The organism is Streptomyces sp. NPDC027189 (assembly GCF_055566975.1).
The window spans coordinates 203,319-229,815 of sequence record NZ_JBVHRI010000013.1 but is presented as its reverse complement, the minus strand read 5'-3'; the positions used below and the strand labels follow the sequence as shown (position 1 = coordinate 229,815).

Genomic DNA, 26,497 nt, shown 5'->3' with positions numbered 1-26,497 from the left:
GACGCCCATTTCTCACCCCTTTCTAAAACCGGTGTATGAAGCCCTGGTGGGGCGCCGGGGTGTACGGGGCTGGTGACTTGAGGAGGCAGCACCTATCGTGCGGGCCCGGCGAAGGAGGCGTACGGATGCGGGCTCCCGGGATCGTGCACCACGGCACTCGGCGGCGGCGCGCCGCGTACCGGCGGGCGGTGTGGAGCGGGGCCGAGGTGTTCGTCACCGTGGGGGTGGTGCTCCTGCTTCTCGTCCTGCACCAGCTGTGGTGGACCAACCGGGAGGCCCGGCACGACGCCGCGCGCAAGGTGCAGGCGCTGGAGAGGGAGTGGGAGGCGCCGGGGGCCACCGCCGCGCCGAGTACGGACTCGGGCGAGGGCGAGGAGGACGGCGACGACTCCGGCGGCGCACAGAAACCCTCCTCGCCAGAACGGCAGGCCACCGTCAACAGCGCCCAGTCAGGGCCCCATTGGTCCCAGGCCTACGCCATCCTCACCATCCCCCGCCTCTCCCTCCGCGTCCCCGTCGCCGAGGGCGTCAGCAAGCAGAACGTCCTCAACAAGGGGTACGTCGGCCATTACAAGGGCACCCAACAGCCGGGCCAGGCAGGGAACTTCGCGCTCGCCGGGCACCGGAACACCCACGGCGAGCCCTTCCGGTACATCAACCGGCTCAAGCGCGGCGACACGATCACGGTCGAGACGAAGACCGCGCTCTACACGTACGTCGTCGACAAGACCCTGCCGCAGACCTCGGCGCGGGACAGCGGTGTCATCCGCAGCGTGCCGCGCAGCACCGTCCGGCCGTCGTACGGATACAGCGAGCCCGGGTACTACATCACGCTCACCACGTGCACTCCCGAGTACACGTCCAAGTACCGGCTGGCGGTGTGGGGGAAGCTGCGGTCGATGCGGCCTCGGTAGGCCGCCCGCCCGTGGGGCTAGAGGCTGGGCGGCCGTGGCGGTGTCACCGCCGGGCCCTTCCCCTGTGCGTGGAGCAGCGCCCCGAGCTCGTATTGGGCCACCACATCGCCCGCTTCGGCGTGCGGGCGGTACAGCGCCTCCGCCTCGGCGTAACGGCCCAGGGTCCTCAGACACCAGCCGAGGTCCCGCCAGCAGAAGCGGTCCCCGAGCTCGACCGCGAGGCGGTACCACTCCACGGCGGCCGCCGGGTCGCCGTCCCGCCGCTTCCAGTAGCCCAGCTGACCGGCGGCGCGTGCGCTGCCCGCCCGCGCCATCCCGGCCACCAGGTCTTCGGCCTCGGCCACCCGTCCCGATGCCCAGCGGCGCATCTCCTGGGCCATCGTGACCAGCCAGTCGGGGTCCTGCCGTACCTCGGCCTCGCGCCGCAGCCAGTGCTCGGCCTCCGCCTCGTAGCGGGCGTCCTTGTACGCGAGTGCGCTGGCGCTCCAGGCCAACCGGCGCACCGCCTCCGCGTGCCCGGCCTCGGCCAGCGGTACGAGCCAGTGTTTGGCCTCCTCGCGGCGGCCTTGGTGAAGGAGGTCGCTGCCGAGTTGGTACTGGGCTGAGGTGTCCATGATCAATACTTTATGACGGGGGCCTCGCTCCCGCCGCTCCCGGACCCTCTGGCCAGCAGATCTCTCTTCTTTGTCGTTCGGCGGCAGTACGGTGTCCCCCATGCGCCCCGACACGCCTGCCGAGAACGTCGACCACACCGCGGAAGCAGCACGCCTCGAGCGGACTGCCGGCCTGTACCCGGAGGACGCGGAGAACCTGCTGCTGCAGGCCGCGGCCCACCTGGAACTGTCCGGCGACCGCCCATCCGCGACAGCGCTCTACGACCGCTTGCTGTCGTCCCCGGACTCTCCTGGTTCTCTCGAGAACCCCCACCTGGTACGAGCCCTCAAGGCGTCGAACCTCTGGGAATACGGTCACGAGGCGGAAGCCCGCGCGATCATCGACGGAGTCAGGACGGCGTCCCCCCGCGACCCTGCCCCCTGGGTGATCGTGGCGGAGTCCTTGGAGTCCCACGACGAGCTTGAGCAGGCGCAGGAAACCTTCACGCAGGGCGCGCAGCTCCTCCTGACAGACGTGTCGGAGCCCCCCTACTCCACCCACCCCCTCCTCTTCGGCCGCCACCGCGTCCGCCGCATGCTGGGCATGCCACACGACGACTGGGACATCCTGGCCGACACCCTCCACTCGTCCCCCATCTCCCTGGACGAACTACACGACCCGAAGCGGGTCTGGTCCCTGGGCTCGGACAACCCGGCAGAACTCCAAGCGGAGATCAGCCGCCTCCAGGCAGAGCTGGGCAAATACAGGGAGGCCCTCTCCCGCCCATTCCCGGTAGCAGTCCTGCACTGGCCGACGAACGAACTGGCGGAACTTCTGACGGCGTACCCGCCCCTGTCCGCGGAGTACTCCTCCCACGACGAGCACCTCACGACCATAGAGGCCTCCCTACGCGAGCTGGCGGCCTCCGGCACCCCGAACCTCGGCATCGTGACGGGCACGGTCCCGTCCTACGAGGCCTTCGCCGCCTCGGAGGCGTCGTCGCCCGCCGACGCAACGCTGCTGCCGCAGTATGCGACGACGCTGGCGGCCCGGGGGCGGGCTGTGGCTTGGCCGCCGCAGAGGGGGGCGGGGTGTTGGTGCGGCTCGGGCAACGCGTACGCGACGTGCCACGGGGCCACGCAAACCTGACGCAGACGGCGTCCCTGCTCCTGGGGTTCGCCCCTTGGAACGCTTTCCGGAGCGGCGACCCCATTTGTCCCGACCCCGCTACTCCTTCACAACTCGTTCGCGCTAACGTCACGTACAACCAGCTGAACTGGCATGCCCGCTCGCATCCCGGACATGTCCCGGCCCGCGAGGAACACCTGTATGCCGCCCTACCAGCCGTCTTCGGACTGGCAATTCGACGTACCCACCAGCGGAAGCAAGCGGCTCCCCCCGGCGGCCAGGTCGTTCGAATCGCTCGCGCACCAGGGCTACGGCTTCGAGGCGGCCATCGCCGACCTGATCGACAACTCGATCGACGCAGGAGCCCACAACGTCGTCGTGAGCTTCCTGCGGGACACCGGTGAGCGCGGCGGCCGAGACCGTCTCGTCGGCCTGCTCGTCATCGACGACGGCCATGGCATGGACGATGCGAGCCTGGACACGGCGATGACCGTCGGCGGGCGCGAGAGGTACGCCACCGGCGCCCTCGGGCACTTCGGCGCTGGCCTGAAGGCCGCCTCGCTCTCGCACGCCGACGCGCTCACCGTGATCAGCCGGACCAAGCGCACCCCGTCGGCCGGCCGCCGCTGGCTCACCGCCCGCGCGCAGGCCGACTTCACCTGCGACATCGTCGATGCGACGTACTGCCAGAACCTGGTCGACCGTTACGACGGCGTCATCGGCTGGCACGGCACGATCGTGCGCTGGGACCAGGTCCGCGCGTTCGAGACCATCACGGCCGGGCAGACCGACCGCTACCTGAATGACGCGATCGAACGGCTCGAGACCCACCTCGGTCTCTATGTCCACCGCTTCCTCGCCCGCGACGGCTTCCACGTCGACATCGTCGTCGAGGACGTCCACACCCGGGAGGAGCTGGACCACCGGGGCGTGGAGCCCATCGACCCCTTCGGCTACCGCGTTCCGGGCCGCGCCGGTTTTCCCCGTACGTACGTCGCGCCCGTCGAGGGCGTCGGCGACGTCGCGCTCACCGCGCACATATGGCCGCCCAAATCGCCGCTCGTCGCCTACCGAGGCATCGGCCCGCTCGCCGAGCGCCAGGGCTTCTACCTCTACCGCAACGACCGACTCGTCCAAGCCGGCGGCTGGAACGACACGCGCAGCCCGGAGGGCCACCTCGCCCTCGCCCGGATCGCCGTGGACCTGCCGCCCGAGCCCAACGACGTGTTCGCCCTGACCGTCAAGAAGGACGGCGTCCAGGTCACACCGGCGTTCGCCCGAGGGCTTGAGAAGGCGGCCGACCGAACGACCGGCCATACCTTCGCCGAGTACGTCCACGAGGCCGAGGCGACCTACCGCGACGCCGCCAAGCGGCGTACCGAGGTCAAGCGCATGGCCGTCATCCCACCCGGCAAGGGCATCGACCCGAAGCTGAAGCGAACGCTGCGGGACGAACTGCCGCAGCTGGAGGGCGATGACCCCATCACCTTCACCTGGGCCAAGCTCGACGTGCCGTCCGGCGTCGACTCCGCCGAACTGCTCTTCACGATCGACCACAAGGAACGCCTCGTCGTCCTCAACAAGGACTACCGGCACGCGTTCAACGGCGGCCGGCGCGGGGGCTCCAACGACGCTCCGGTCCTCAAAGGCCTTCTCTATCTGATGCTCAACGAGATCTTCCAGAAGGAGCGGGTCTGGGCCAATCAGACCGACAAGGTCGCCCTGTGGAACAGCGTGCTCGTCACCGCGGTACGGGCCGAACTCGCCCGCTCCGAGGGTTAGTCCACCCGTCTCCCCCGCATCCTCCCGTACGCCAGAGAGGCCACCCAGCCGCCGTGACCGCAGAGAACACGCCCGCTCCCGACCACCTCATCGATCTCCACGGCGAGGTCCTCGACGCGATGAGCCGGCGCGGCCCCAAGCACTTCGCCAAGCTCGCCTTCGTGCTCGCCGACACCGACGAACCGGCCGACACGGACATGCCCCACTTCCGCGATCGCGTCCTGACCGCGGGCCCCGGCGACGAGCTGCTCGCCCTCTGGCGCCGCAAGCTCACCGCATGGGACTTCGAACAGTCCCCCATGTGGTCGGCCACCGCGCCTCGCACCCCGAAGCGCCGTGCCGAGGTCTACGACAAGCTCGCGTTCGGCGCGGATCTACGCAAAGCGCTCGACGCAGCCGTCCCTGTCCACGTAGAACCGGGTCCCGTCACCATCAGCCGCGAGTTCCAGCCCTGGTACACCCGGGAACAGGCGGCGAACCGCTCCTTCTACTGGACTTCGTACGAGCGGCTGCTGCGCCGCAAGGGCTGGAACGACGCGGCGGTCTCGAGTCTGGACGAGGCCGCCCATGCGGTCGTGGAGCGGCTTGCCGACCCCACCCGTGACGAACCTTACGGCGCGCGTGGACTGGTCGTCGGCTACGTACAGTCCGGCAAGACCGCCAACTTCACCGGTGTCACGGCGAAGGCGATCGACGCGGGCTACCGCCTCGTGATCGTCCTCGGCGGCACCCTGAACCTGCTGCGCGGCCAGACCCAGCGCCGTCTCGACATGGAACTGATCGGCCAGGAGAACATCCTGGGCGCCGCCGACCCGAACGACCCGGACGCCCTGGTCGGCATCGACTACCAGGACGACGAGGACTGGCCCGCGAAGTTCGTCTCGTTCGGTGCCCGGCCCTCCGTGCTCGGCGCCTTCGACATCGAGCGCCTGACCTCTCGCGACCGTGACTACATGACGCTGGAACGAGGCATCAGCGCCCTGGAGTTCGAGAAGCCGGACCGCACCCGTCCCCTGTACGACCCGGCGAACCTGCATACGGCCCGCGCCCGCGTCATGGTCGTGAAGAAGAACAAGTCGGTGCTGGAGAAGCTTGTCAAGGACCTCAAGAAGATAGGCCCGATCCTCGGCGAGATACCGACCCTGATCATCGACGACGAGTCCGACCAGGCCTCGGTGAACACGACCGACCCGAAGAAGTGGGAGGACGGCAAGGTCACCCGCACCGCGATCAACGGCCAGATCAGCAAGCTCCTCAAGCTCCTGCCTCGCGCCCAGTACGTCGGCTACACCGCGACTCCCTTCGCCAACGTCTTCATCGACCCGGGCGACGAGGAGGACCTCTTCCCGCGCGACTTCCTGATCTCCCTCCCCCGCCCCACCGAGTACATGGGCGTACAGGACTTCCATGACCTGGACAGCGTCGACGACGGCGAAGGCGAGGCCGAGAAGAAGCACGTCCGAGGCATCTACGACTCCACGGGCGACCGCCTCCAGGAAGCCCTGGACGCCTTCGTGCTCACGGGCGCTCTGAAGCTCTACCGCACCGATCACGGCGTCTCCGACCCGTTCCGGCACCACACGATGCTCGTGCACGAATCGGTCCGCATGGCCGAACACGCCGCGCTCGCCCTGCGCATCAACACCATGTGGCACAACGCCGCGTACATGGGCCTCGAGGGCCACGCCCGCCTCGCGTCCCTCTTCGAGCGGGACTTCCGCACCCACGCGGACAGCTCTCTCCCCACCCCCACGACGTACGCGGACCTCAAGCCGTACGTCTCCGGCGCCCACCAACGAATCAGCAGGGGCGGCACACCGGTCATCGTCGTCAACGGCGATAGCGAGCGCGACTACGCCCAGCCCGACCTGGACTTCGACCGCACCCCGAACGTCTGGAAAATCCTCGTCGGCGGCACCAAGCTGTCCCGCGGCTTCACGGTCGAGGGCCTGACGATCACGTATTACCGCCGCACGACACAGCAGGCCGACACCCTGATGCAGATGGGCCGCTGGTTCGGCTTCCGGCCCGGCTACCGCGATCTCGTGCGCCTCTACATCGGCCGCGAGGAGGCCCTCGGCCGCGGCCGCAACGCCAAGACGGTCGACCTGTACGAGGCCTTCGAGGCGATCTGCCGAGACGAGGAACTCTTCCGCGCCGAACTGACCCGCTACGCCCCCTTGGTGGACGGTCGCCCCCAGGTCACCCCCGCCCAGATCCCGCCACTGGTGGCCCAGCACCTGCTGTGGGTGAAGCCGTCGGCTCGGAACAAGATGTTCAATGCGGAGCTGGTGGAGGTGCGGTCGCCGGGCGTCTGGGAGGAGCCCACCGCCTACCCCGACGAACCCGACGCCCTGCGTCACAACACGGAGTGCTGGGTGCCGATCCTCGGAACTCTGTCGCATGCTCCCATCTCGCTCTGCGTGGACGGCAGCCCGCAGTACGACGCGCGGGTGGGCACGGTGTCACACCAGGACCTGCTCACGGTGCTGTGCGACCTGCGCTGGTCCACCCCGGAGCAGTTCTCGCCCCACCTGGAGTTCCTGCTGGGCGCCGGGCGGGAACCGGGCACGATCGACGACTGGTTCGTGATCGCTCCGATGCAGGCCGGCCGGAACGAGGCGCGCATTCTGGGGCACGGCCCCTTCTCCCTCGCCCGCCGTAAGCGGCGCCGAGGGCCTCTGTTCGGCGCGATCCGTGACCCCAAGCACGTCGCAGCGGCGATGCGCCTGGCGGGGGCCACGAACCTGACCGGAAACACGACCGTTGAACAGAACGTCCGTCCGCGTCGGGGTGCGCTGATGCTCTATCCCGTGGTGGAATCCGAACCCCGGATGATGTCCGACGGTTCGGTCGATCCGCGTGACCTCGTCATGGCCTTCGCCTTCGTCGCCCCGCCGTCGACGGCTCAGGGCGAACGTCCCCTGGTGCGGTTCCGTGCGATCGACTCGACCAGGGCGGAAGTGGCGATCATCGACCGTGACGACAAGCGTTCGTGAGGCTCGACGACAGTGAACAGCATGACGCCTTCCTCTCCCGACGTCTCGGCCCGCATGAGCAGGCAGGCGAGCAAGGACACGGGTGTCGAACTGGCCGTGCGACGGCTGCTGCACGCGGCCGGGATGCGTTATCGCGTGGAGTACCCCGTGCCGGGCATGCCTCGGCGGCGGATCGACGTGGCGTTCCCCCGGGCCAAGGTCGCGGTCCTCATCGACGGCTGCTTCTGGCACGGCTGCCCTCAGCACGCCACTCAGCCGAAGGCCAACGCGGACTGGTGGCGCCACAAGCTGGACCGGAACATGGCCCGCGACCGGGAGACCACCGAGCATCTGCTCGCGGCAGGGTGGACAGTGCTGCGGTTCTGGGAGCATGAGGCGCCCGAGGCGGTTGCCGCTCGCGTTGCGGAGGCGGTGCGGCGACGACGTACGGCCGATGAACGAAGACAATCCAAGGGGAGGGCTCGGTGAGCGGGCTGACATTCGTCGATGTGTGCTCGGGAGCGGGCGGCCTGGCACTGGGGCTGGAGCGGGCGGGCTTCACGCCGCGGCTCCTCCTGGACATCGAGCGGCACGCCTGCGACACGCTCAAGGCCAACCGGCCGCAGTGGAACGTCCTGGAGGCGGATCTCCTCGACTTCGACCCCGTGGACCACCCGGAGGTGTACGACGTCGATCTGCTGTCGGCCGGGCTTCCCCGAGTGAGGTCGAGCGCGACGGTGACGCGCCACTCGTCGGACATGGAGGTCCGCCTCATCCAGGCCGCCGCCTATCTGGTGCACGCGGTCCAACCCCGCGCGTTGATCATCGAGAACGTGCACACGTTGGTCGACGAGGATTCCTTCGCGCCCCTGCGGGACTTCCTGTACGAGGAATTGGAGCACCTCGGCTACGAGCTGACCTGGTTCGTCCTGAACGCCGTCGAGTTCGGAGTCCCACAGGACCGCAAGCAGGGCTTCCTCGTGGCCGTCAAGCGGCGGTGGGCGGAGGCTTTCCGACCGCCTCGGTCCACGGTCCACGAGCACGTGTCGGTAGGGGAGTCGCTGGCACCGTCGATGCGGTCCCGCGGCTGGCGGGACGCCGACCGCTGGGCCGCCCAGGCGACGAGTGCGGCACCGACCCTCGTGGGTGGGTCCAAGGCGCACGGGGGTGCGGATTTCGGGCCGAGCGGCACGAAGGCGAAGTGGCACCGGATGGGTGTCTACACGAAGTCCTTCGGGAACGAGGTGCCCGGTCCCGACTTCATCTGGGATCCGGCGCTCGGCGACGACGGCCTGGTGAAGATCACCGTGGGACAGGCGGCTCTGCTCCAGGGCTTTCCCGAGGAATGGCACTTCGCCGGCGGCAAGACCGCGCGGTACCGGCAGGTGGGAAGCGCCGCCCCTCCCGCCGTGGGCGAGGCATTGGGCCGGGCGGTGGCCGAGGCACTGGTGGGGCGATCACACGTGAACGCCGGCTACACTTCGGCAACATGAGCAGCCCGGAAGCACAGACGCAAACTCCCGAGGAATTCGACGTCCTCGACCTTTTCGCCGGTCCTGGTGGACTGGATGTCGCCGCACATTTTCTGGGCCTCACGAGCATCGGTATCGAACTCGACGGAAACGCCTGCGAGACACGTTATCGGGCCGGTCTGCCGACCATTCACGCCGACGTGACCGTCATGCGCGAGGAGCGCTACGAGGAAATTCCGCACACTAAAGTCCTGGCGGGCGGACCACCGTGCCAGTCCTTCTCCATCGCGGGCAATGGTGCGGGCCGGAAAGCACTCGCCAAGGTGACGGAACTGATCGACAAACTGATCGAGGACCCCGACGACGAGCGCATCGACAAAGAACTCGCCGACCTCGATCCGCGTACCAGACTGGTGCTGGAGCCGCTGCGCTACCTGCTCAAGGCGATCACCTCCGGACGAGGCCCGTACCAGACCATCGTTCTCGAGCAGGTGCCCGCGGTGTACCAGGTCTGGAAGGCCTACCAAAGGGTGCTGACCGGCAAAGGACTCACCAAGCTCCAGCCCGGGGAGGGCAACCGGCCGATCGAGTACGTCGTCGACTGCGACGTGTTGCGTACCGAGGAGTACGGGGTCCCGCAGACCCGGAAGCGGGCTGTGCTCGTCGCGCATTTGAAGAGCGAACCGGGCGCCTCGCTAGAGCTTCCGGCTCCCACGCACCTGCCTTTCGAAGGCGCACGTGGGGCAAGGATTCAGGAGGAAGGCGACACTCTTCCCGGATTCTCACGGAGCGACAAAAAGCCCGAGAAAAGGTCCTGGCGATCCATGCACGCCGCCTTGGAGGAGGCGGCATCAGAACTGGCCGACTCGCATGATGCGATTCCTCGCGAGCGAAAATTCTACGTGGTCTCCAACTACGGCTCCGGCGGCGACCCGAAGAAGCGCGGGATCAGGCATTGGAATCAGCCCTCGTTCACTGTGACGGGAAAGGTTTCCCGCAATCGCCCGATGGACGGGAACGGAAACCCGTTGCCGCGGTTCACCATCCACGAGGCCGGTGTCCTTCAGTCCTTCCCCGGGGATTTCCCCTGGTCCGGCAACGACCAGGCCCAGCAGGTCGGCAACGCCGTTCCGCCTCTGTTCGGCATACATGTGCTCGGCGCCGCGATCGGCCGGGAGCCGTACACCCCCGACAGCTTCAACCTCACGTGGGGCGGCCCCGTCGACGCAGCACGGATCGCCGAGCTTCGGACCAGGGGGTGCGGCCACGAGACAGGTTGCCCGAGCGGACACCCCCACGATCAGTCCTCCTCCGGCTCCTCCGCGGTGTCGCGTCCCCGCACCGGGACGTCGGTGAAGAGGTCGGCGAAGTAGTCCGTCAGGAATCGCACCGAGGATTCGGGAACCTTCTCCTCCGGCGGCCCATCGAAGAGTCGGCGGCGCGGCACCGGCCCGGTGTGCCCGGCGGCGTCGATCCAGTCCTGTACTGCTTCGGCGTCACGGGAGACGTCGGGGGCCAGCACGTCGAACGCCACCGTGACAGCCGCGGCGTTGGCAGCTTTGGTCAGGGCGTTCATCTCTCGGCCGCCGGGCACGGTGCCGTTCTCGAGCAGGCGCACCAGGGCCTGGGACGTCGGCCGGTGATCGATGAGGCTGCCGTAGCGCAGCGTCTGGTTCAGCATGTCCTGCAGGCCACACGCGGTGACCACGGGCTCGTAGTCGGGGCCATCGCGAAACAGTTCGGCCGCCCACCACAGCCGGGCGAACGCCTGCTTGTGGTAACTCCCCCTGAAACAGTCGCTGTTGACGGAAGGTCGGCCTTGACGCGGCCGAGAGAGGTGGCGCCACACAACGTAGTCCGGCGCCACGGCGAACGCCAGGTAGTTCCACAGGGCCCGGTCGGCGGCCTCCGCGCGGGTCAGCCGGAGCGTCGCGTGGAGGCGAGGAGCCAGCCATGCGTCGGCCCGCGAGGGTGTCTCATCGCGGAACTCGAACAACGCGTCGTCGACGAGGTCCCGGATCGGTTCCAGCCGCCAGCGCTCCCCCTCGGGCAGCGAATCAACGCTCTTGTGCAACTCGATGGACGGGACGTTCTCCTTGCCGCCGAGCAAACCCTCGGTCAGGAACGGGGCAGCCGCGTCGTCGGAGAGTCTCGCCAGGTACTCGGGGAGATAGTCGGGCTTCTCGGTCACGCCTCGGCGTCCTTGCGGTTGAATCGGTCCAGGCCGAGCAGGGTCGTGGCAAGTGCCTTGGGCACCTCGGCCCGGCGTGCCGCCGCGGCATGAATGTTCGGCTGGAGCTCAGTCCAACCCGTGGCACCGGTGCGCCGTCGGTGCACGGCGCGCAGGGCGTCCTCGAGCGAAAGATTCGGCAGGACGTCGGGCAGCATCTCCCGCAATACCTCGCCCCGCCAGTCGTGCGGGAACATCGGTGAACCGTCCTCCTCGATCTCGAGGTCCCCGACCGCGGCGTGGAAGACGGCCGTCCACACGTCGGCGGCCATCTGCGACACCAGCAACTCGTTGACGAGTCCCGCGGGTGTGCGTCCCTCGGCGGCGAGGAGGCCCGTCATCCCCTCGAAGTCGGTGTTGATGTGCACCACGGGAAGCCGTCCGGACGCACTGACCTTCCACGGCACGTCGGCGAACGGCCGCAGTGCGGACGGCCCTGTACGGAAGCCGACCTCGCGGATGTCGAACTGCCGCTCGCGCACTGCGTCGTCCGACCGCACGTCGATGATCCAGTCGTCGCTGGTCTCGGCGATGGCTCGCCCCGGGACCCCGTCGACGGTGGCCACGACCTGCGCCGAAAGCGTGGCTCGGTCGTAGACGTCGGCGCGGAGCAGGGACAGGTCACCACGCCATTCACGGCCGCCCTCCTCGCTCGGCTCCAGGAGCGCCGTGACCCGCGTGTTGGTGGCCCGCTCGGTCAGCACAGTGACGACGGCCACGTCCGTCCACGGCCCACCGGGCTCGGTGGCCCCGGACGGCACGGTCACCGAGACCGTCAGCTTCGCGGTGTCCCACCCGGCGGTCTCCGCCTGCCCCAACGCCACCGCGCGCTCGACGACGGAGCGGGCCCGAGCGTCGAGTTGCTCGGGGGGCTCCCCCTGCGCGCGCACGGTGACCGCGTCGACGCGCAGGGCAACCGCGCCCGGCAGCCTCTTGTACGGGTACACCTTCATGACCGCGGCTCTCCCTCACCGGCGCGCAACTCGACGACGAGCCCGCTCAGGCTCGTCCGGACGGTGTGGGTGGCCGGGTCGGTGACCCCCCGGAAGGTGGCGGTGCCCGCACCCGGGGTGAAACGCAACACGCCGTCAACGACCTCGCAGCCGTTCACGCCGACAAGTTCGGCCCAGGCCAGTACGGGGCGAGCGCCGGAGCGAACCTCGAACTTGGCGACCGGTGCCATCTGCCAGGCATCGCCCCCGGACGGGATCTTGACCTCGCCCGTGACCTGCCAAGCTCCGGTCGCCAACACCTCGGCGTCCACGTTCTGAAGCTGCGGCTGGTTGCCGGCCGTGGGCCGGGCTTTCGCTCTCTTCGCCCCGACGGTGAGTTTCTTGCCCAGGTTCGTGCCGCCCGCCTTCCTCTCGGCCTTCGGACGGACGACGAGTTCCTTCACGGTCCTGTTGGCGTCACGGATCATCGTGCTGATCCGGCGGTGCGCAGACGAGGAGTAGACGAGGGTCAACTCCTCCGTCTGACCCCACTTGTTGTGCTCGGGAGGTTCGGCGGCACGCAGGAACGCCTCAGCCTCGTCGGCGTACGGGGCAGCCGGGCCCGCGGCCCGGCCGGTGAGCAGCACCGCCTGGAACGGGTTGGTTGACGGCGGCAGTTCGGGCACCACTGCGTCGCGGACGGTCATCCGGTTGCCCCGCATGGCGACGAGTCGGTTCCACTCGTCGTCGGCGTCCTCGGCCTCGGTGACAAGGAGCACCGCCTGGTGTTCGCCGAGAGTGGTGTGCTTGCCGCCGTGACCTGGCAGCTTGAACGGCACCCTCGCCATGGCCACCTGCCCGGCCTCGGCCAGCCGTTCGACAGTGGTGCCGTTCAGGAACGCCTTGAGGGCGCGTGCGCGGGACGGCTGAGCGACGACGGGATCGACGCGCTCCTCCGGGAGGACCACATCACCGTTGCGCAGGGTGCGCACGGAAGCCTCCAACAGCGGCAGTCGGTCGTCGCCGCCCGTCATCGCGGCCCAGAAGTTCTTGCCCAGGGCCCGGACGAGCCTTCGATGCATTCGCTGAATGCTGTCGTCGTCCTCGCCCTCGCCGCTGTCCGATGCGGGACTGTCGTCCGCGAGGCTCGCCACGTCGTGGGCCCCCACGATCAGGAACGACGTCCCGGGTTCACCGCTCTCACGCTTCAGGTGAAGCGACTCGACGGTCTCTTCGTCCGCCCACCAGGAGCGTGCCACAGCGGCTCCAGGCGAGTCGGGGTCGGGCCGACCCAACCACGCCGGCCCCGCCCACGCCTTGTCGTGGACCTCGCGCCACGGCAGGTCGAGGCGCCCGATGAGGCGGCGCTCGGTGCGGCCCTCGTGCGGTTCGGACAGTGTGGAGTTCATAAGTACGAGGCCGAGTCGACTGGTGGCCCACAGAGTGGCCTTGCCCAGTCCGTACGAACCGCCCGCCGAACTACCGGACTTGTGGCTGTCGAGCTGACGCCTCACCACTGCCGCGAAACGGCCGTCGGCGTAGTCGTCGCCCGTCAGACCCGCGGCGTTGTAGTCGTCCACCCGCAACAGGACGAGACGGTCGTGCTCGTACATGTCCCGCAGCCCCGCGTTGATGACCCGGCCGACCTTCTGCCCTTGGCCGGCCGCCGCTTCGTAGTGCGGGAAGAGGTCGTCCCACTGGATGGCCTCGCGGAACCTCGCGAGCGTCTCACCGGTGAGCTCGTGCAGGGTGTAACGCACGCGCACGGGTTGCCCGTTGGCGGTGAGCCGCTCGTCGAGACTGTTCTGACAGGTCTCTCGAGCCAGCACCGACACGTCGGCGTCGAAGGCGAACGCGGCGGCGTTGCCCAACTCCCGGCCACCGTCTGCGTGTCCGGGGCGGTGGTACCAGCCGATGGGCAGGCCGGCCTGGGTGTCGGTGGTACGGGTGTGCACCGTGGCCAGGTCGGTGTTCAAGGCCCGCGCGATGCGTTCGATCGTCTCGGAACGCGGAGTGGCCCGTCCTGTGATCCACGCGGAAACCGCCGCACGCGTCACCTCAACAGCCTGAGCCAACTCGGTCTGTGTCATGTCGGCGAGCTTCAACTGCCGCGCCAGCCATGGACCGAAGTCCTCGCCTGCTTCCACGCCTCACCTGCTCTCGGGTCCTGCTCACATACGTGGGACAGCCAGGCCATCCTACCCGCATGTTTGACAGAGCACCTCCTGTCAAACGTTCTTTGACAGGACGCCGGGCCACCCAGCCATCGGTGCAAGACGGATCCATTCACTTCCTCCCTTTTTGCCCCTTTTTCCGTTCCGTAGTTCTCTTATCGAACCCCCTTGCGCACCTCCGAATCAGCCGGGTAACGTCCCGTCAGCGGCCCCACCCGTCTCGGAAGAAAGCATTCTCCGAATCTCTGGTAGAAGTGTGCCGTCTCCCCCTCGCGCAATTCCCCGACGGCTTCGCACGCCCGATTGCGGCTCCCGTTACTCACGCGCAATTCTCGCCGACTTCCGTTCCCTCGGAGCCCTCGGAACCACCGCCACCGGACCAGCCTCCATGCCATCACCCGTACATCTCACGACGCCTGACCGAACGTCAAATCAGGCGTCGCTTCGGCAACACGGTCCCCCACATACGTCCTTCCGTCAGGTCAATCGCTTCAGGATCGGAGTCCTGTGTCTCCCGAACTGACCCCCGTGCTCAAGACCGTGCTCGATCAGTCCTCCCGTGTTCTCAAGACGTACGCCGTCGATCCCGGCCTCATTCCGGAGCATGCCAACGGAGAAAGACGGATCACTCAGGGGGGATATGGCGACCGACAGCTCTTCGAGCTCGTCCAGAACGCCGCGGACGAAATCGCCGCCGAGCCCGGTGGTTCCGTCCACGTCGTTCTCACGGACGCCCATCTCTACTGCGCGAACGAGGGGGACCCTGTCACCCCCGAAGGCGCAGAGACGATTCTCCGAATGAGCATGTCGGGGAAGCGCGGTGGTCAGATCGGACGTTTCGGGGTCGGCGTGAAGTCGGTGCTCGTCGTGACCGACGCCCCGGAATTCTTCAGCCGCACCGGCAGCTTCGGCTTCGACCGTGCCTGGTCGTACGAGCAGATCCGGTCCGTACCCGGGGTCGTGGAGCGGTACGGCCATGACTTCGACGCTCCCGTGCTGCGGATGGCACGACCGTTGGACGAGCACCGGGAGCGCTCGGCCGACCCGATCCTCGACGAGTTGCTGACCCGGGCGACCACCGTCGTACGACTCAAGCTGCTGGAAGGAGCGGACGACCGACTCGGCCTGGACATGCACGGCGGGCGTGCGCGGAACTACGGGCAGCAGCGCGAGGAGTTCCCGACCGGATTCCAGCTCTTCTCTCCGCACGTGGCGAAGGTCGTCCTGGAGGACCGGCGCCCTCGTCCGCGCGCCCGTCGGGTGCTCACCGCGGAGCAGTCCGGTGATCTGCACACCGTGATCGAGGAGCGGACCGGGAAGCCCACCGTCGCCGACCGCTGGCGGGTCTTCTCGGTCACCCACGAGCCCGGCCCGGCGGCCCGGGCCGATGCCGGTGAACTCCACGACCGGCTCTCGCTCGACCTCGCCTGGGCCGTGCCTGACCTGGAGAAGGATCCGGAAAGCGGTCTGCACGTCAGCCCGAAGGCCCGTGGCCGGGGCCGCTTCTGGTCCTTCTTCCCGACCAAGTACGAGATGTCGCTGAGCGGCATCCTCAACGGGGCCTGGAAGACCAACGAGGACCGGCAGAACCTCCTGGACTCCTCTCCCTTCAACCAGGAAATGATCAAGGTGGCGGCGGCGCTGGTCGTCGACTCCCTCCCCGGCCTGGCCGCCACCGAGGATCCGGCCGCCTACCTCCCTCTGCTACCCGGCCGCGTCAAGGAGGCGATCAGCTGGGCGGACGAGTTCCTCACCCAGGAGATCTGGGCTCGAAGCGCGGTCCGCCCCTCGCTGCCGGACCAGGACGGGGCACTGCGCGTCCCGACCGAGCTGCGCGTCCACCCCCGATTCGACAAGGACCAGAAGCGGCTGACCCGTTGGCTGCGGATGTGGCACGACTGCCCCGACCGTCCCTCGAACTGGCTGCACCCCAGCGTCGAAGTCGACGTCCTGCGTTCCGGCAAGGTCGAGCACATCCTCGGTGCGGCCGGGCACGGGCGGACCGACGTCCGCACATGGTTGGAGGCGCTGGTCGAAAGCGGCACCGTCGAGGCGTCGGCGGTGGCGATCCGCATCCTCGCGGACATGATCGAGATCCGTTCCCCGTACGCCGAGGAGGCGCGCAAGGCGGAGATCGTGCTCACCGAGGCGCACGGCCTCGTCGCCCCCGAGCCCGGCCGGGTGTTCCGCCGCGCCGACCAGGGCGGGCTGCGCGAGTCCCTGGTGTACGTGGCCGACGGGATCGCCCAGGACCCGTCGCTCGGACACGCGCTCAACGTCCTCGGCATCCAGGAGGCCGACGTCGAGGGCCGATTCATTAGCGTGCTCGACCAGGGCTTCGACGGCTACGGGGACACCGAGTGGGAGCGGTTCTGGGAGCTGTTCAGGCAGGCCGGCGTACGCCGGCTGGCCCACAAGGTTCTGGAGCGGGTGCCGACTCATCGAGAGACCCTGCGCGTGCGCACCGCCGACGGGAAGTTCCGGCCGGTGCGTGACTGCATGCTGCCGGGTTCGGTGGTCGACGTACGGCGTGACCCGAGCATCGCCGTCGACATGAAGTTCCACTCCGACGACCTCGCTTTCTTCAGGGAGATCGGCCTGCGGGAGAGGCCTTCGATCGGGGTACGCCCGGAGGGCGAGGCCTGGTTCGAGGAGTACCGCGAGGCAGTCCACTCCGCCTACCTGCGCGGCCTGGACCAGCACGCGCCACGAACTTCCCTGAACCGGTTGAAGGTGGAGGGCGCTGCGATCGGCGGCCCGCTGCACCTGTTCCGCTCGCTCTCGGAGGAGTCCCGCGCGGCTTTCCTGAAGGCGCTGCCCGACGACGCCGTCGTGGACAACTGGACCCGACAGATCGGCGGGCAGACCCGCACCCGACAAGCCGTGGTCTCGCCGATCCGTTGGATGCTCAACAAGTACGGGACCGTCGCCACCTCTCAGGGCATCACGCCCCTGAGGGAGGCCGTCGGCCCGCAGCTCTCCGCCTACCATGACGTGCTGCCGGTCGCCGACATCTCTCCGGAGAAGGCCCGCAAGCTGCGACTACCGACCACGGTCGACGATGTGCCCGGCGACCGCTGGGAGGCGCTTCTCGCCGAGGTGCCCCGGAGCGAGGACGACGCCTTTGTTGGCGCCACCTACGTGATGCTGACCCGGTTCGGAGCGGACTTCCCCGAGGACTCCCTGACCCGTTGCCGAATCGGCGACATCTGGGACACGCGCCCCGACGACGAGATCACGGTCGCCGTCGGTGACACCGAGTATCGGGCGCTGCGTGCCGAACAGCTTCCCGCGCTGCTCGTGGCGACCTTCGAGGACGCCGAGCTGATGGCCGAGAAGTGGGGAATGCTCCGCTACGCCGACGTGATCACCCGGGAGACCCGCGAGGTCCCCAACGGCGACCCAGTGCCCCTGGTGGAGTTGTATCCCGCTCTGCGCCAGCGTTTGAACAACGCCAACCGCGGCAGCACAGTGCAGCGGTGCACCGAGCTGGAGGAGGTGACCCGCACCCCCAACGGCGTGCACGCCACTCCCCTGGACGCCATGCGTCAGGGCGACACGGTCAAGGTCCGCGTTCCCCTCGACCCCGAGCCGATGCTGCGCCTGATCGACCGTGAGTTGGGACTCGGGCTCGGCGCAGCGGGCTGCCGGTCAGTGCTGGAGCACCAGGACCGCATGGCACGGGACAGCGAGATGAAGGCGGCTCTGAAGGCTGTACGCGAGGCCGAGGACGTGGTCGCCAAGATCGAGCTGTTGATCGGGGCCGAGGCACTCCGGTCCGGGCTGCCCGAGGGGCTGATGGAGGCCGAGCTGCGGGAGACCGGCGGTGTCGAACCGTCCGGGCGACGGATCGCGCAGATGGCGTTCAACGCGCACGGCGACGGGGTGCTCAAGGAACACGCCCGGGACATCCAGGCCAGATTCCCCAACGCACCCGTGGCATACGGGGGTTCGTCAAATGCCATCGCCTTCGTGTCGGACCTGAAGCTGCCGGGATCCTTCGCCGGCTCCAGGACTCCGGTACCGCCCGCGTTCGAAACCGTGGACGGCCCGCAGGACTTCCCCCATCTCCACGACTATCAGGAGGACCTCGTCCGGAGCATCTCCCACCTGCTCGACCGGCTGACCCCGCAGCGCGGCATGCTGTCGCTGCCCACCGGCGCCGGCAAGACCCGGGTCACCGCCGAAGCCGTGATCCGCTGGGTCAAGCAGGTGGGAGACCTGGAAGGCCCTCTGCTGTGGATCGCGCAGACCGAGGAGCTGTGCGAACAGGCCGTGCAAAGCTGGAAGTTCGTCTGGAGCAAGGTGGGAGCGGAGCGACCGCTCACCATCAGCCGGTTGTGGAGCACCAACGAGGTGGGTGATGTCACCGACCATCCGCACCTGGTGGTGGCCACGGACGCCAAACTGGAGCGGTGCCTGGAATCCGAACAGTACGCATGGCTGCGACAGGCCGCGCTGGTGATCGTGGACGAGGCGCACACCGCCATCTCCAAGCGGTACACAGGGATCCTGGGGCAGTTGGGCCTCACCCAGTACGAGACCCGGCGACACCTGCTCGGTCTGACCGCCACCCCGTTCCGCAACACCAACGAGGAGGAGACCCGCCGGCTGGTCAACCGCTTCGGCAACCGACGGCTCGACGAGGGCGTCTTCCCGTCCGGTGATCCGTACCGGGACCTTCAGGACTGGGGGATGCTCGCGCAGGTCGAACACCGGACCCTGGAGGGCGGTCGGATCGAGCTGACCCGGGACGAGAGGGCACATGCCGATCAGATGGCGATGCTCTCCCGGGCCGCCGAGCAGCGCCTCGCCGACGACCACGCGCGCAGCCGCCGTATCGTCGACGAGGTCGCCGGGCTGCCGGAAGACTGGCCGACCCTGCTCTTCGCCACCTCCGTGGACCACGCCAAGTACCTGGCTGCCATGCTGAACGACCGTCGGATCCGGGCCGCCGCCGTGGACTCGACCACCAGCACTCAGGACCGGCGCCGGCGCATCGAGGACTTCCGCACGGGACGGATCCGAGTGCTCACCAACTACGGCGTCCTGACCCAGGGTTTCGACGCGCCCGCCACCCGAGTCGTGGTGGTGGCCCGCCCGGTCTACAGCACCAACGTCTACCAGCAGATGATCGGACGCGGTCTGCGTGGCCCCAAGAACGGCGGCAAGAAGACCTGCCTGATCCTCAACGTCAGCGACAACATCGCGAACTACGACACGCAGCTCGCCTTCGCCCAGTTCGAGCACCTCTGGAGCCGGAAGTGACCGACGCCTACCTCGACAGTCCCCCGCTCACCGACGAGCAACGGGCCGTGGTCGAGCAGCCCTGGGACGCCCGTGTCCTGGTCACCGCCGGAGCCGGGGCCGGCAAGACGCACACCCTGGTGCGTCGACTCGACGCGCTGTGCGGGCACGAGGACCCCGACGAGGCATTGGAGGCCGCCGACATCCTCGTGCTCACCTTCTCCCGGGCCGCCGCGCGCGAGCTGCGCGAACGGATCGCCCGGCACGGGGAGCGGGCCCGCCGGGTCCGGGCTCAGACCTTCGACGCCTGGGCTTACGGACTGCTCCGCCAGGCGTACCCGGACGGCGAGTGGGGTACGGCCAGCTTCGACGAGCGGATCAAGGCCGCGACCGAGGCGATCGAGAAGGGTGCGCTGGAGGCCGGCGACGCCGTTCCGCCCACCCATGTGGTGATCGACGAAGTGCAGGATCTGTTGGGCGACCGCCGGGAACTGGTGGAGGCACTGCTCGACCGGTACCAGGACAGCTGCGGCTTCACCCTGGTCGGCGACGCCGCCCAGTCCGTCTACGGCTTCCAGATCGACAACCTGGACGAACGCGCTGCCGAGACCGGCCGGTTCTTCGAGTGGCTGCGCTGTTCGTTCCCCGACGACCTGGTGGAGCTGCACCTGACCGAGAACTTCCGGGCCGTCACCCCCGAGGCCCGGATCGCACTCCCGCACGGGCCTCGGCTCCAGCAGGTCACCGACGCGGACGAGGCGGCGACGCTCTACGAGGAACTGCGCGACCTGCTCCTGGATCCGGCGAACGCGATGGGCGACCTCACCGATCCGTTCACCTTGGACGGATTGCGGTCGTTCCCCGACACTTGCGCGATCCTTACCCGCGACAACCGCCAAGCGCTGGTGGTCTCCGGCCTGCTCCACGAGCACGGCGTGGAGCACCGGCTGCGGCGCCCCCTGGAAGAGCGGCCAGTGCCCTACTGGGTGGCCGAGTTGCTCCGCCGCACCGAGGCGACCGGCCTCACCGAGGACCGGTTCCGCTTTCTGCTCACGGCGATCCCTCTGCCGTACGAGCCGAACGCGACCGCCCTGTGGACGGTGCTGCGTCGCGCCGCACACGGGACCGGGCGCAATGTGCTCGATCTGGAGCGGCTGCGCCGCTCGGTCGCCGACAGCAGATTCCCCGACGAGGCGGCCGACCAGGAGACCACCCGGATCGTCGTCTCCACAGTGCACCGTGCCAAGGGCCTGGAGTTCGACCGGGTGATCGTCCTGACCCCGCCGACCGTCGCCGAGCTCCACAAGCAGTACAAGGACGAGTTGGACCTCCCGGCCGAGGCCCGAGCCCTGTACGTGGCGATGACGCGCGCCCGCCAGGATCTCTACCACGCGGTCTCCCCCGAGCTGCCGATTCTCAGAAGAGCGGGTGGCAGGAAGAACGGCCGCCGGTACGTGGGCGGGTGGCGGTCGTTCGACAGGTACGGAGTCGTCGCCGAGGCCGGCGACGTCTCCCGGGACAACCCGCCCGGCCACGAGACCGACGCCGTGGCGACCCAGGCGTATCTCCTGGAGCGGGTCGGCCCCGGGCAGGAAGTGGTGTGGCGCAAGCGGCACGACCTGCCCATGGGCGAGCACCAGAGCCCGCCGTACGCCTTGATGCACGACGGGCGGGAGATCGGTGAAGCGTCGGAACGGTTCCGCGAGGAGCTGTTCCAGGTGCAGAAGGTGAACCGGACGTGGGACCCCTGGTGGCCCGACGAGATCCACGGAATACGGGTGGACACCCTGGAGACCGTGACGGGCAGCACCGCCGCCGGTGCCAACGCCGGCCTCGGCGACCGAGGCGTGTGGATCGTCCCCCGGATCACAAGCATCGGAAGGTATCGGCGTGCCAACAACGACGAGGAGCAGCGCGCATGACGAACGTAGCAGGTCGGCACTCCGAGCACTATCGGGTCCGGGACGAGGAACTCCTGGTGGGGCTCCGCCGCGAGCTCCTGGGACCCGCACCGGACGCCGCGCCGGACGACAGGGACGAAGTCCTCACCCAGGACGCGCCGATCGACCGCTATCTCACCGGCGTGCTGTACCCGCGTGCCTCAAAGGAGCGAAAGGTCGAGATCGCCGCCGAGCAGAACGGCACGGACACCACGCCCGTACCATCCCGCGACGACGCCGAGGAGTCCGGCACCGCGCAGGATGTCGGAGCGGCGGGAGACAGGCGACCCTCCTCCGTGGGCCTGACGTTCGCGGTCGACCCGGCCATAAGCGACACGATCGTGGTCTCGGCCCGCGCGGCCGTCTACGAGCCCACCGACGCCGGGGGCAACCCGGTCCCCGCTCGCCGGGCCGAGGCCCGCACCACCGCCGAGCAGCGGGAGCGGTGGCGACGCAGGGAACTTCAGCTCCCGGACCAGCTCATCGACGTGACTGTAACTGCGCCGGCCGAACCGATCGAACTCCTTCACAAGAAGGTCGCACTGCACGTCATCGTCCGTCGCCCCGACCGGAAGACCGACACGGTCACGGTCACAGTCACGTTGATCAACGAGCAGAAGATCGGCGAACGGGATCTCCAGGATGCCTTCTCCCTGTTCCAGTGCGGCCTGACGGTCCGGGCCGCCGACGGCTCCACCGCGTTCGTCGAGCGTCCCGCCCCGACTGCCGCCCACGACCCGGAGATCGCCACGAGTCGGCTGCTGCACCGCCACGCGCCGACGTTCGCCGTTGGACACGGCTGCTCCGCCGCGTGGGACTGGACCCCGCCGCCGATCGGTATGACTGACACCGTCAGGGCCGCCGTGGCCGAGGTACGGAGCGAGTTCGTGCCCAGCATGGAGGTTCTGCTCACCGACTCCAACCCGGAGATCGACAGCTCGACGCTGTCCATGCTGGGGCTGGCCGAGGACTCCGACGCCGAGATCCTGGCCGCTCTGGAAGGGCTCGCCACGGGTTACGAACGCTGGATCGACCGGAAGTCGGCCGAGGCGGGCGCTCTGACGGGCGACACCCATGAGAAGCCCGCGCGGGACCAGGTGAGGGCCTGCCGCGAGGCACTCGACCGGATTCTCGAAGGCATCGAGCTGCTACGGGCCAAGCCCGACCTGATGAGGGCGTTCCGGCTCGCCAACCGCGCCATGGCCGACCAGCGTGCCCACAGCAGGTGGGTGAAGGAAGGACGCGTCGGTGCCCCCGACCCCGCGGCCGGCGAATGGCGCCCGTTCCAGATCGCTTTCGTGCTGCTCTGCATGGCCGGCATCGACGATCGCAAGCACCGCGACCGGAAGATCTCCGACCTGCTGTGGTTCCCCACCGGTGGTGGCAAGACGGAGGCCTACCTCGGGCTGATCGCCCTGACGTCCTTCCTGCGTCGCATCCGCAAGGGCAGGGACGGCGGCGGTGTCACTGTCCTCATGCGCTACACGCTGCGGCTGCTCACCCTTCAACAGTTCGAGCGTGCGGCGACCCTGCTCTGTGCCATGGAGCACCTGCGACACCGCACACCTGAGTTGGGCGATGAGCCGTTCTCCGTCGGCATGTGGGTGGGGCGTTCAGCCACTCCCAACACGCTGATCGAGGCCGACCTCAAGCTCGACGAGCTGCGAGCGAACCTCGACAAGCGCCTCGCCACCGAGAACCCCGTCCAGTTGCACGCCTGCCCCTGGTGCGGGACCCGCCTCGACGCCCGGAACTACGAGGTAGACGAGGACGCCAAGCGTATGCACGTCCGCTGCCCCGGCGCAGGCTGCGACTTCGCCGACGGCCTGCCCGTCCACCTGATCGACGAGGCGGTATACGACGCCCGACCGACGCTGGTGATCGCCACCGTCGACAAGTTCGCCTCGATGCCGTGGCGGCCGGCGACCTCCGCTCTCTTCAACCTCGACGACCCGGACGACGGCACACCTCCCCCGGAGCTGATCGTCCAGGACGAGCTTCATCTGATCTCGGGTCCGCTGGGAACCCTCACCGGCCTGTACGAGACCGCGGTGGACGCGCTCGCCGACTGTCCCAAGGTGATCGCCTCCACGGCGACCATCCGTCGCGCCGCCGATCAGGGGCTTCACCTCTTCGCCCGTGACGTACGGCAGTTCCCGCCCGCCGGTCTGGACTCTCGCGACTCGTGGTTCGCCGTGGAGACTCCGCGGGAGGAGAAGGCGAGCCGCCGCTACGTCGGGCTCCTGGCCCCCGGCACGAGCCAGTCCACCCTGCTGATCCGCACGTATGCCACGTTGCTGCACCGAGCCAAGCACGCAGACACCAAGGACGAGGTGCGCGACGCGTATTGGAGTCTCGTCGGCTACTTCAACAGCCTCAGGCTGCTCTCCGCGGCCGAGCTCCAGGTCCACGACGACGTGGTGGCCTACCTGGAACTGCTTGCCGAGCGCGAAGGCGTGACGGTGCGCTCGGTCGCCAACGACTCGGAACTGACGAGCCGGATCGACGCCAGTGAGATCCCCACCCGTCTCAAGGGCATCGAGCGGAAGCTCCCAGACGAGGACACCGTGGACGTCCTGCTCGCCACCAACATGATCGCGGTAGGCGTGGACGTGGATCGCCTCGGTCTCATGGCCGTGATGGGTCAGCCGCAGACAACCGCCGAGTACATCCAGGCCACCAGCCGGGTCGGCCGCGCGCACCCCGGACTGGTGGCGGTCATGCTCAACTCGTCGCGGTCCCGGGACCGTTCTCACTACGAGAGCTTCCAGCACTTCCACTCGGCCCTGTACCGCGAGGTGGAGTCGACCTCCGTCACCCCGTTCTCCGCCCGCGCTCGCGAACGGGGTCTGCACGCGGTGATCGTCGCCCTCGCCCGCATCATGATCCCGGCCGCCCGACCCAACGAGAACGCCGGCAAGGTCGAGTCCTACGTGAACATCCTCGAAGGCCGCATCAAGCCCGTGCTCATGAGCCGCGTGAGCGCGGTCACCCCGGAGGAGACCGACGCCGTGTCCCAGGGCTTCGACGAGTTCGTCGAGTGGTGGCGCAAGGAAGCCAGCAACCACAGTGGCCTGCTCTTCGAACCGAAACGGGGCAATCGCGCCCCCTCGCTCCTGAAGGCGTACGACGACGAGTCCGAGGACACCGAGGCGTACCCCACGCTGTGGAGTCTGCGCGATGTCGATGCCGAGACCGCCCTGTTCATGGAGGGAACCCGATGACCCCGCCCCCCGCCCGTCGTCGCCGGACCACCGCGAGAGGCGGTACGCCCGCCCACAATCTTCCGCGGCGGGGTGCGGTCCGCCGCGCCCAGGCGATCACCACGTACGGCGTGGGATCGCTCATCGCCGTCGACCAGGAGTCCTTCATCGTCTCGGGCCTGGACGAGGCAGACCAGAGCTGGAATGCCGACGAATCCCCGCGGATCAGCGAACGACGCCTGGCCCGACTGCTCGGCGTCGACCACTTCCGGTTGCCGCCGGCGTCGGACGACACCAGCAAGGACGGTCTTCGGGTCCGGCGCTTCCCGTTGATGCACTCCTGCCCCGAGTGCACCGAACTGCAGCGACACGGCGACTTCAACCCGCCCGCCGGGCGCAGCGTCTGCGGCACGTGCGAGGTCGACCTCGTCCCCTCCCGTTTCGTCGTCGCCTGCGAGGCCGGACACCTCGGCGAATTCCCCTACTGGCAGTGGACGCATCGCTCTCCCGACCGTGGTTCCACGACGGTCGGAAAGTGCGGGGGGAGGCTCAAGCTGCGCTCGTCCGGGCGTACGTCCTCGCTCCGCTCGATCCTCGTCTCCTGCACCTGCGGCCAGGCGCCCGAGGTCTCGATGGAGGGTTCCTTCCGCAGGAACGCGCTGGGGGACCTGGGCCTCAAGTGCCGAGGCACTCGCCCGTGGCTCGGTGCGTCTGCCCCGGCTCAGGAGTGCGGCCTCCCCCTGCGTACGCTCCAGCGCGGTTCTTCTTCCGTATGGCAGCCGGTGCTGAAGTCGGCTCTGTCCATCCCCCCGTGGAGCAACCGCCGCGAGGATCCCCTCGACGGCCACTGGGAAAAGCTCAGGAAGTACGACGACCGCGCGGCCGTCGCTATCTACCTCGACGCTGTTTTCGACGAGGAGTGGCCCGTTTCCCTGGACGAGGTGATGGCGCTGCTCGCCGCGGAGCGCGAGGAAGACCCCGACGGTGAGGCCGCCGCCACCTTCGACCACCGCTATCGCGCCCTGCGTAACAAGGAGTACGAGCGTCTCCGCTCGGGCAACGACGAGAGCGAGCACTCCCGCGACGAGCAGTTCGTCTGCGAGACCCCGCTGGGCGACCAGAGCGTCCTCGGTCCGCTCGGGGTCACCGGTCCGATGCTGGTCAAGAAGCTCCGCGAGGTGCGTGCCCTGAAGGCGTTCACCCGGCTCATCGACGCCGAGTCGACGACCGATTCCAAGGAGATGCCTCTCTCTGAGTGTCCCTTGCGATGGCTCCCGGCCATGGAGGTGCGTGGCGAGGGAGTCTTCCTCCGCCTGGACGAGGATCGACTCGGCGCCTGGGAGAAGGTCATGACGGTGGCCGCCAGGGTCGACCGGATGCGTGCCGCTCACCAGCGGGTGCTGGAGCAGCGGGCCGACGACCCGAGCCGGGCCGTCCTTTCCCCGGCCACTCCTCGCATGGTGTTGCTGCACACCCTGGCCCACGTCCTCATCAACGAGTGGAGTCTGGAAGCCGGCTACCCGGCTGCTTCCCTGCGCGAGCGCCTGTACGCCGCCGACGACATGGCCGGGCTGCTCATCTACACGGCGACGAGCGACTCGGCGGGCAGCCTCGGCGGTCTCGTCGCGCAGGGCGAACCGGAGCTTCTCGACCGCGCGGTGCGTTCGGCCGTCCACCGTGCCGAGTGGTGCTCCTCCGACCCGCTCTGTGTCGAGTCCGAGGCATCCGGCACCGGCGGCACCAACCTCGCCGCCTGCCACGCCTGCGTGATGCTCCCGGAGACGAGCTGCGAGCACAACAACATCCTGTTGGACCGAGCACTGCTCGTCGGTACCCCGGACGATCCTCATCTGGGCTTCTTCGCGAACGTACTGGAGCAGTGACATCCGGCTGACCGTGGGAC

Annotated in this window: 15 protein-coding genes; 11 read left to right on the top strand and 4 right to left on the bottom strand. The window is 68.6% G+C overall.

Going from position 1 to position 26,497, the window contains the following annotated elements; translation table 11 throughout:
• Positions 1-125: 125 nt before the first annotated feature.
• Positions 126-914, top strand: a complete 789-nt coding sequence (locus ACZ4RZ_RS28940; RefSeq protein ID WP_467748903.1) for a class E sortase — start codon at positions 126-128, stop codon at positions 912-914.
• 17 nt (positions 915-931) lie between these two features.
• Here ACZ4RZ_RS28940 and ACZ4RZ_RS28935 read toward each other — a convergent pair whose 3' ends face one another.
• The gene (locus ACZ4RZ_RS28935) at positions 932-1,528 is read right to left on the bottom strand and encodes a tetratricopeptide repeat protein (protein WP_467748902.1); all 597 of its coding nucleotides are present in this window, start codon (positions 1,526-1,528) and stop codon (positions 932-934) included.
• Between the two features lie 100 nt (positions 1,529-1,628).
• Between ACZ4RZ_RS28935 and ACZ4RZ_RS28930 the strand changes: the two genes are divergently transcribed.
• The 6 genes from ACZ4RZ_RS28930 (at position 1,629) to ACZ4RZ_RS28905 (ending at position 10,241) form a co-directional block, all read left to right on the top strand.
• On the top strand, positions 1,629-2,657 hold the full coding sequence (locus ACZ4RZ_RS28930; protein ID WP_467748900.1) for an SEC-C metal-binding domain-containing protein: 1,029 nt from the start codon (positions 1,629-1,631) through the stop codon (positions 2,655-2,657).
• Between the two features lie 180 nt (positions 2,658-2,837).
• Complete coding sequence (locus ACZ4RZ_RS28925) at positions 2,838-4,418, top strand: ATP-binding protein (protein WP_467748989.1); 1,581 nt, start codon at positions 2,838-2,840, stop codon at positions 4,416-4,418.
• Between the two features lie 119 nt (positions 4,419-4,537).
• Positions 4,538-7,417: a Z1 domain-containing protein gene (locus ACZ4RZ_RS28920; protein ID WP_467748987.1), complete on the top strand. Its 2,880-nt coding sequence runs from the start codon at positions 4,538-4,540 to the stop codon at positions 7,415-7,417.
• A gap of 54 nt (positions 7,418-7,471) precedes the next feature.
• A complete protein-coding gene (locus tag ACZ4RZ_RS28915) occupies positions 7,472-7,885 on the top strand; it encodes a very short patch repair endonuclease (protein WP_467748986.1) in 414 nt (137 codons plus the stop codon).
• Positions 7,882-8,889 carry a DNA cytosine methyltransferase gene (locus ACZ4RZ_RS28910; protein ID WP_467748898.1) on the top strand — a complete coding sequence of 336 codons (1,008 nt, stop codon included), beginning with the start codon at positions 7,882-7,884 and terminating at the stop codon, positions 8,887-8,889. The genes ACZ4RZ_RS28915 and ACZ4RZ_RS28910 overlap by 4 nt, the downstream gene beginning before the upstream one ends.
• The gene (locus tag ACZ4RZ_RS28905; RefSeq protein WP_467748897.1) at positions 8,886-10,241 is read left to right on the top strand and encodes a DNA cytosine methyltransferase; all 1,356 of its coding nucleotides are present in this window, start codon (positions 8,886-8,888) and stop codon (positions 10,239-10,241) included. Before ACZ4RZ_RS28910 ends, ACZ4RZ_RS28905 begins: the two co-directional genes overlap by 4 nt.
• On the opposite strand, the gene ACZ4RZ_RS28900 is transcribed toward ACZ4RZ_RS28905, so the two are convergent.
• The 3 genes from ACZ4RZ_RS28900 to ACZ4RZ_RS28890 are packed head-to-tail and all read right to left on the bottom strand — an operon-like array spanning position 10,169 to position 14,177.
• The gene (locus tag ACZ4RZ_RS28900; RefSeq protein ID WP_467748895.1) at positions 10,169-11,059 is read right to left on the bottom strand and encodes a DUF6339 family protein; all 891 of its coding nucleotides are present in this window, start codon (positions 11,057-11,059) and stop codon (positions 10,169-10,171) included. The two genes, ACZ4RZ_RS28905 and ACZ4RZ_RS28900, sit on opposite strands and share 73 nt — an antisense overlap.
• Entirely contained in the window at positions 11,056-12,051 is a 996-nt protein-coding gene (locus tag ACZ4RZ_RS28895) for a hypothetical protein (protein ID WP_467748894.1), read from the bottom strand. The genes ACZ4RZ_RS28900 and ACZ4RZ_RS28895 overlap by 4 nt, the downstream gene beginning before the upstream one ends.
• Complete coding sequence (locus ACZ4RZ_RS28890; RefSeq protein ID WP_467748892.1) at positions 12,048-14,177, bottom strand: helix-turn-helix transcriptional regulator; 2,130 nt, start codon at positions 14,175-14,177, stop codon at positions 12,048-12,050. Before ACZ4RZ_RS28890 ends, ACZ4RZ_RS28895 begins: the two co-directional genes overlap by 4 nt.
• Before the next feature lie 534 nt (positions 14,178-14,711).
• On the opposite strand from ACZ4RZ_RS28890, the gene ACZ4RZ_RS28885 reads away from it, so the two are divergent.
• From ACZ4RZ_RS28885 to drmB, 4 genes are read left to right on the top strand one after another with little or no spacing between them, the layout of a single operon-like run.
• Positions 14,712-19,472, top strand: coding sequence for a DEAD/DEAH box helicase (locus tag ACZ4RZ_RS28885; protein WP_467748890.1), 4,761 nt, complete (start codon positions 14,712-14,714; stop codon positions 19,470-19,472).
• Positions 19,469-21,373 (top strand): UvrD-helicase domain-containing protein, encoded by a 1,905-nt coding sequence (locus tag ACZ4RZ_RS28880; RefSeq protein ID WP_467748888.1) that lies wholly within the window; start codon positions 19,469-19,471, stop codon positions 21,371-21,373. Before ACZ4RZ_RS28885 ends, ACZ4RZ_RS28880 begins: the two co-directional genes overlap by 4 nt.
• Positions 21,370-24,615 carry a helicase-related protein gene (locus ACZ4RZ_RS28875; RefSeq protein WP_467748887.1) on the top strand — a complete coding sequence of 1,082 codons (3,246 nt, stop codon included), beginning with the start codon at positions 21,370-21,372 and terminating at the stop codon, positions 24,613-24,615. Before ACZ4RZ_RS28880 ends, ACZ4RZ_RS28875 begins: the two co-directional genes overlap by 4 nt.
• Entirely contained in the window at positions 24,612-26,477 is a 1,866-nt protein-coding gene (gene drmB, locus ACZ4RZ_RS28870; RefSeq protein WP_467748886.1) for a DrmB family protein, read from the top strand. The genes ACZ4RZ_RS28875 and drmB overlap by 4 nt, the downstream gene beginning before the upstream one ends.
• The last annotated feature ends 20 nt before the right edge of the window (positions 26,478-26,497 follow it).

Excerpts from the sequence above, each read along its gene's own strand:
- ACZ4RZ_RS28940 (WP_467748903.1), top strand. The coding sequence starts at position 126 with ATGCGGGCTCCCGGGATCGTGCACCACGGCACTCGGCGGCGGCGCGCC.
- ACZ4RZ_RS28935 (WP_467748902.1), bottom strand. The coding sequence starts at position 1,528 with ATGGACACCTCAGCCCAGTACCAACTCGGCAGCGACCTCCTTCACCAA.
- ACZ4RZ_RS28930 (WP_467748900.1), top strand. The coding sequence starts at position 1,629 with ATGCGCCCCGACACGCCTGCCGAGAACGTCGACCACACCGCGGAAGCA.
- ACZ4RZ_RS28925 (WP_467748989.1), top strand. The coding sequence starts at position 2,838 with ATGCCGCCCTACCAGCCGTCTTCGGACTGGCAATTCGACGTACCCACC.
- ACZ4RZ_RS28920 (WP_467748987.1), top strand. The coding sequence starts at position 4,538 with ATGAGCCGGCGCGGCCCCAAGCACTTCGCCAAGCTCGCCTTCGTGCTC.
- ACZ4RZ_RS28915 (WP_467748986.1), top strand. The coding sequence starts at position 7,472 with ATGAGCAGGCAGGCGAGCAAGGACACGGGTGTCGAACTGGCCGTGCGA.
- ACZ4RZ_RS28905 (WP_467748897.1), top strand. The coding sequence starts at position 8,886 with ATGAGCAGCCCGGAAGCACAGACGCAAACTCCCGAGGAATTCGACGTC.
- ACZ4RZ_RS28895 (WP_467748894.1), bottom strand. The coding sequence starts at position 12,051 with ATGAAGGTGTACCCGTACAAGAGGCTGCCGGGCGCGGTTGCCCTGCGC.
- ACZ4RZ_RS28875 (WP_467748887.1), top strand. The coding sequence starts at position 21,370 with ATGACGAACGTAGCAGGTCGGCACTCCGAGCACTATCGGGTCCGGGAC.
- drmB (WP_467748886.1), top strand. The coding sequence starts at position 24,612 with ATGACCCCGCCCCCCGCCCGTCGTCGCCGGACCACCGCGAGAGGCGGT.